This is a genomic window from Clostridium sp. AM29-11AC, from assembly GCF_003480545.1.
GTDB lineage: Bacteria > Bacillota > Clostridia > Lachnospirales > Lachnospiraceae > Otoolea > Otoolea saccharolyticum_A.
In genome coordinates this window covers 1-5,632 of sequence record NZ_QUJI01000043.1, presented here as the reverse complement: position 1 = coordinate 5,632, position 5,632 = coordinate 1, and the positions used below count along the sequence as shown (strand labels likewise).

Here is a 5,632-nt window from a genome sequence, read left to right as displayed (position 1 = left end):
CGCGCAAAAGCACTTTCATACTGCCAGCCCCAACGGGGCGGTGGTGTGAAAGTGCTTTTGCGTTACTTTCTCACAAGAAAGTAACAAAGAGGTTGTGGCCTGCGGCCAGTTATGGTAAAATAGGAATAGTAGGATATAGGCTTTTTGAAGGAAAGGGACGGGTGATTTTATAGGCGCAACCATTTCGGGAATGACGGGCCGGGGAAGTATCCGGCACAACAACAGGAGCTTTTCGGCGGCGAATGTAGACCGGAACAGGTCGGGGCAGAATGTCACCTTTTGTAACGAGGACTTGAAAAAGGTGTACCACGAGCTTTTCGATGAAGCTCTGGCCGATTACAACGCCAAAAAGAAAAAGACCAGGGACAAGATACCAGACTACTACGAGCATATCCGGCAGAGTAAGCAGGAAAAGCTATTTCACGAGGCAATCTTCCAGATCGGCAACTTAACGGACTGCGGGTGCGGCTCCCCTGGAGGGGAAAGGGCGGCGGCAGCTCTCAAAGAATTTGCAGAGTCCTTCCAGGAGCGCAATCCCCATCTGCGGGTGTTCAATATGGTGCTGCACATGGACGAGGCCACGCCCCACCTCCATGTGGACTTTGTGCCGGTGGCAACGGAGCAGAGCCGGGGCCTCTCAACGCGAGTATCAATGAAACAGGCGTTAAAGCAGCAGGGATTTGAAGGGCTGGGCCGAAAGCAGACAGAATGGAAAGCCTGGATGGAACGGGAGAAAGAAGCCCTAACGGAAATCGCCCAGGCTCACGAGTTTGAGATTATCAGCTTAGGCGGTGGCCGCGAGCGTATGGAGCTGCCAGAGTACCGGGCAGCGGCCCAGCGGCTTGAAGCTGTCCAGGAACAGGTGATAGCGGCAGAGCAGGAGATCGCGGCCCTGGAAAAGCAGAGAAAGGCCCTGCAAGGAAATGTGAAGCTGCTGAAAGCGGTGGATAAGGTCAAGCCCGATCTGGACGCGATACAGCCGGAAAAGACGCTGACAGGGGCCGTCAAGGGCGTGACGGTGGAGCAGGTACAGGAGCTGAAGGCGGCGGTGATCCGGGGCGCGGCGGCAGAGCAGAAGGTGCAAGAGCTGAAGGTAGAAAACCAGCAGCTTCAGCAGAAAATCCCTTCGATGAAAGAAAAGCTGGAGGAGGCCCAGGAGCGGCAGCGGCTTGAAAATGAAAACCGGCAGCTCAAAGTGCAGGTGGAATACCTGGAAGAAGATTTGAGCTGGGAGCGCGGGATTTCGGCGCGGCTCCGGGAAGGGATCGGGGCGGTGCTGGATTTCCTGGATCAGCACTTGCCGGAGCAGTTCCGGCCCCTGGTCGAAAAGGCGCGGGAGCTGCTACCTGTGCCAGAGGTGCAGCAGCCAGAACAAGAGCAGGAACGGGGCCACACCTGGGGCGGTATGGAGCTGTAAAAGAAGCCTGTCCGGGGCCTTGCAAGAGCCGCCCGGACAGGCTATAATAACAGTAAAAATAGGGAATAAAATGTATTGATAATATATGTCCCCCTATGGGTGAAAGGGACAAGCTGAAATGGGTTTGTCTTAAAATAGGGAATAAAATGTATTGATAATATATGCCCCCCTATGGCCTAAAGGCCATAGATAAAATAATAAAATATTCTCTCTCGGACAGGGAGAAAGTCGGAGGGGGTTATGGGGGTGAGCGGCGGGGTGTGGGAATGTGGTAAACCTGAAAGGTTTTCCATCATTTCCATGCCCCAGAGCGAGGGGGAAAAGGGGGAGGTGACTTTCTCTTTAAGGCCCCGAAGGGGCCGCTCTTTGGCTCCCCCTTTTCCCCCTGTGGGTTTGCAGAATGTTCGAAAAGAGGTGTAAGGAATGGCAGATCAGCAGGAGGCCCTGGAACGGTTGCGGGAACTTTACAGGGAAAAGAACGAGCATTTAGAGAAGTTTTTGGAGCCGGTGGAGCCGTATGAGTTTTATCGTGAGATCTTCCCGGAAGGATCTTTTGAGAGGAAGGGCCATTTTGAGGACAGGAAGGGAAACGGAATTGCGGTGACGGTGCCGAAAGGTGAGGTTGACAAGGCAACGGGGATCGCCTTGCAGATCGAGGGGGACGGTAAAGCGAAACGCTGTACCATTACTGACGAGCTGGACGAGCTGCGGGAGCTGCAAGACACTGATTTTACGATTATGTCCCCGATTTCTTATTTTGGGCGGCGGCGGTGCGGCAAAAATGCCCGGTATCTCTATGCCCTGGTGTTTGACTTGGACGGGGTAGGTATGCCTCAGCTCCGGGACACGCTGCACCAGATGAACAAGGATATTCTGCCCCAGGCAACCTTTGTTGTAAACAGCGGGACAGGGTTGCACCTGTATTATGTGCTGAAAGAGCCGGTGCCTATGTACCCGCATAACCAGAAATGCTTGAAGGAGCTGAAATATTCCCTCACCCGGCAGATTTGGAATAAGTTTACTTCTACCATCAAGGAGCCGCAAATGCAGGGCATTTTGCAGGGCTTTCGGGTGGTCGGCTCTGGCTCGAAGCTGGGGCGGGAGTACCCTGTGAGGGCGTTCCGGCTCGGCGGGCCGGTGGAGCTGGCGCGGCTGCTTGATTATATTCCGGACAGTAACGGGGAGCAGCAGCGGCTTGAGGGGCTTATGAGAAAGAGCCGCCTGTCGCTGGACGAAGCGAAGGAGAAGTACCCGGATTGGTATGAGCGGCGGATCGTCAAGAAGGAGCGGCGGGGCCGCTGGACGGTCAAGCGTGACCTTTATGACTGGTGGCTGCACCGGATAGCCGATGAAATTCGGGTGGGACATCGTTTCTATGGAATTATGACGCTGGCGATTTATGCGAAAAAATGCGGGATAGACGAGGACGAGCTGCGTCAGGACGCTTTCTCTCTGCTGAAACCCTATGATGATATGAGCGTGGAGGACATCAACCGCTTTACGAAGGATGATGTGGTGTGCGCTCTGGAAATGTTCAACGAGGACTATGTGACATTCCCCAGGGACGATATAGCGAAGCTCTCTGGCCTGACTATGCCTGTCAATAAGCGGAACTGGCGCAAACAGCCAGTACATTTGCAGGGCGCAAGAGCAATCCAGGAGATTAACGATAAGGCCAATGGTACGAATTGGAGAGAAGGGAATGGGCGGCCTAAAGGCAGCGGAACGGCCCAGGCGCGGGTTTATGAATGGCGGCAGCAACACCCGGAGGGGCGCAAGGTCGACTGTCACCGGGAAACTGGCCTTGATCCGAAAACCGTCCGCAAGTGGTGGGATTGCCCGCTGCCAGCGGTGCGCTTTGAAAATGGGCATATAACGGTGCGGGTGTCCCCTTCCCAGGAGTTGAGCGATTGGCTCCTGGACGCGCTGCACGATGGGGGCCAGGAATAAGGTCCAGAAAGGCCCCTGTTACGCTTTAGAAGCCGTTTTCAGCCCTCCGAGGGTAAATTACCGGCCCCCTCTCTACCGCGCCCGGAAAGCCGCATAAATCAAGGCTTTTTTGCTCCCTAAATGCGTACATACCAGGGTGGAAGTTTAAGGGCCGGGGCTTGGGTAAACGGGCAGAAGCATATATTGACATTGTAAATAAAAAGTTATACAATGGATATAATAAGAGCGGAAGGAGTTGCTACCTATGGCAAATACAAATATTAACATTCGTATGGACGCAGATTTGAAGCGGCAGTTTGAGGCGTTCTGTGCTGATATGGGAATGACAATGACAACGGCGTTCAATGTCTTTGCGCGTAAAGCGGTGCGGGAGTATAGAATACCCTTTGAAATCAGTGGCGATGTGCCGAACGCTGAAACCGTTGAAGCAATCAAGGAAGTAAAGAGAATGAAGGCCGATCCGAGCCTCGGTAAGACCTATTCCAATGTCGATCAGATGATGGAGGAGCTGCTTGCCGATGTATAACATAAGACCAACCACAAAATTTCAGAAGGATTTGAAGCGCGTGAAAAAGCGCGGCTTTGATATTTCTTTGCTGACGGATATTATTAAAAAGCTGGCTGCGGGGGAGCCGTTGCCGGAGAAGAACAGGGATCACCAACTTTCCGGGGACTATGCGGGGTGTCGTGAGTGCCACATTACGCCGGATTGGTTGCTGATCTACGAAGTGGACGGGGACGAGCTGATTTTATATCTCACCCGGACAGGCTCACATAGTGATTTATTTTAGGGGAAGGAGGAAAGGTCTATGAGCTGGGATAAAGAGAGGATCGCACAGATACAGCTTCCCGATCCGGCAGACGATGATCCGCACCCTCGGCTGCTCCTGGAAGGGTACGGCATACACGCGGGGCAGGGGTTTACCGCTTTGTTTCCCGATGGCTGGCACGAGATTACCCTTGAAGTAGCCTGGGAGCCGACAGGCGCCGCTTGCTGGTACATATCTACGCCTGGGTTTAAGGGTGTGTGTCCTGTGGGCCTGTTCGTGAAGGTATGAAAACAATCCGGCAGATAGCGGACGAGATAGGGGTATCAAAGACAGCAGTAAGTAAGCAAATCGCAAACCTGGGTTTGCGATCAGGTTTGCGAAAAAACGGAAACCAGTTTGCGATTGATGAACACCAGGAAGCCTTGATAAAACGGGCTTTTTCTGAAAAATCGCAAACTGAAATCGAAAACCAAACGCAAACCGAAAACCGCGAAGTTGGCGATTTGGTTTGCGTTTTACAGGACACTATCGACACGCTGCAAGGGCAGCTTGAAGTGAAAGACCGGCAGATCGAGCAGCAGGCCCAGACCATTACCCGGCTCACTGACGCGCTGGCCGCAGCGCAGCAGACAGCGGCAGCGGCCCAGGCCCTTCACGCAGGGACAATCCAGCAGCAGCTTATTACAGGAGAGGCTGGGGTGGATCAGCAGGGTCAGAAGCCAGCGCAAAGACGGAGTTGGTTTAACAAACTATTTCGAGATTGAAATTATTTACGGAGGACAATTGAGTGAATTTTAAAAAAGTGGATATAGAAAATTGGAGAAGAAAAGAGTATTTTAAACATTATTTGGAAAATCTACCTTGCACATATAGTATGACGGTAAAGCTGGATATTACAAAATTGAAGAATAGCAAAAAAAAGTTATATCCGGCTCTTTTGCATAGTGTTTCGACAGTAGTTAATCAGCATGAAGAGTTTAGAACAGCGATTGATGAAAAAGGAGAAGTTGGAATTTTTTCAGAGATGATGCCGTGTTATACGGTATTTCATAAAGATACTGAAACCTTTTCAAATATTTGGACTGAATATTCGTCTGATTATGATGAATTTCTGGATAGATATGAACGAGATATGGAGTCTTATGGTGAACAAGAGGGAATGATGGCAAAGCCAAATCCTCCGGCTAATACATTTCCAGTGTCTATGATTCCGTGGTTGTCATTTGAAGGATTTAATTTGAACCTTCAAAGAGGATATAGTTATTTATTACCTATTTTTACTTTCGGAAAGTACTATGAAGAAAACGGAAAGTTCTATATCCCACTTTCGATACAGGTTCATCATGCAGTTTGTGACGGCTTTCACACTTGTCGTTTTGTTAATGAACTGCAAGAAGTGATAGATAAAAAACGAGAGTGAGAATGCCCCGCGGGAGCGCGCAAAAGCACTTTCATACTGCCAGCCCCAACGGGGCGGTGGTGTGAAAGTGCTTTT

At 51.3% G+C, this 5,632-nt stretch carries 7 protein-coding genes; all 7 read left to right on the top strand.

Features of this window, described 5'->3' with window-relative positions; translation table 11 throughout:
- The first annotated feature begins 190 nt into the window (after nt 1-190).
- The 7 genes from DW757_RS16885 (at nt 191) to catA (ending at nt 5,557) form a co-directional block, all read left to right on the top strand.
- Nucleotides 191-1,417, top strand: a complete 1,227-nt coding sequence (locus DW757_RS16885; protein WP_182433339.1) for a plasmid recombination protein — start codon at nt 191-193, stop codon at nt 1,415-1,417.
- 423 nt (nt 1,418-1,840) lie between these two features.
- Entirely contained in the window at nt 1,841-3,367 is a 1,527-nt protein-coding gene (locus DW757_RS16875) for a hypothetical protein (protein ID WP_118752306.1), read from the top strand.
- Between the two features lie 244 nt (nt 3,368-3,611).
- The gene (locus DW757_RS16870; protein WP_005948237.1) at nt 3,612-3,893 is read left to right on the top strand and encodes a type II toxin-antitoxin system RelB/DinJ family antitoxin; all 282 of its coding nucleotides are present in this window, start codon (nt 3,612-3,614) and stop codon (nt 3,891-3,893) included.
- Nucleotides 3,886-4,158: a type II toxin-antitoxin system YafQ family toxin gene (locus DW757_RS16865; protein ID WP_066859802.1), complete on the top strand. Its 273-nt coding sequence runs from the start codon at nt 3,886-3,888 to the stop codon at nt 4,156-4,158. Before DW757_RS16870 ends, DW757_RS16865 begins: the two co-directional genes overlap by 8 nt.
- A gap of 18 nt (nt 4,159-4,176) precedes the next feature.
- On the top strand, nt 4,177-4,425 hold the full coding sequence (locus DW757_RS16860) for a hypothetical protein (protein ID WP_118752305.1): 249 nt from the start codon (nt 4,177-4,179) through the stop codon (nt 4,423-4,425).
- The gene (locus DW757_RS16855) at nt 4,422-4,901 is read left to right on the top strand and encodes a hypothetical protein (protein ID WP_118752304.1); all 480 of its coding nucleotides are present in this window, start codon (nt 4,422-4,424) and stop codon (nt 4,899-4,901) included. The genes DW757_RS16860 and DW757_RS16855 overlap by 4 nt, the downstream gene beginning before the upstream one ends.
- A gap of 23 nt (nt 4,902-4,924) precedes the next feature.
- Complete coding sequence (gene catA / locus DW757_RS16850) at nt 4,925-5,557, top strand: type A chloramphenicol O-acetyltransferase (protein ID WP_118752303.1); 633 nt, start codon at nt 4,925-4,927, stop codon at nt 5,555-5,557.
- Nucleotides 5,558-5,632: the final 75 nt, after the last annotated feature.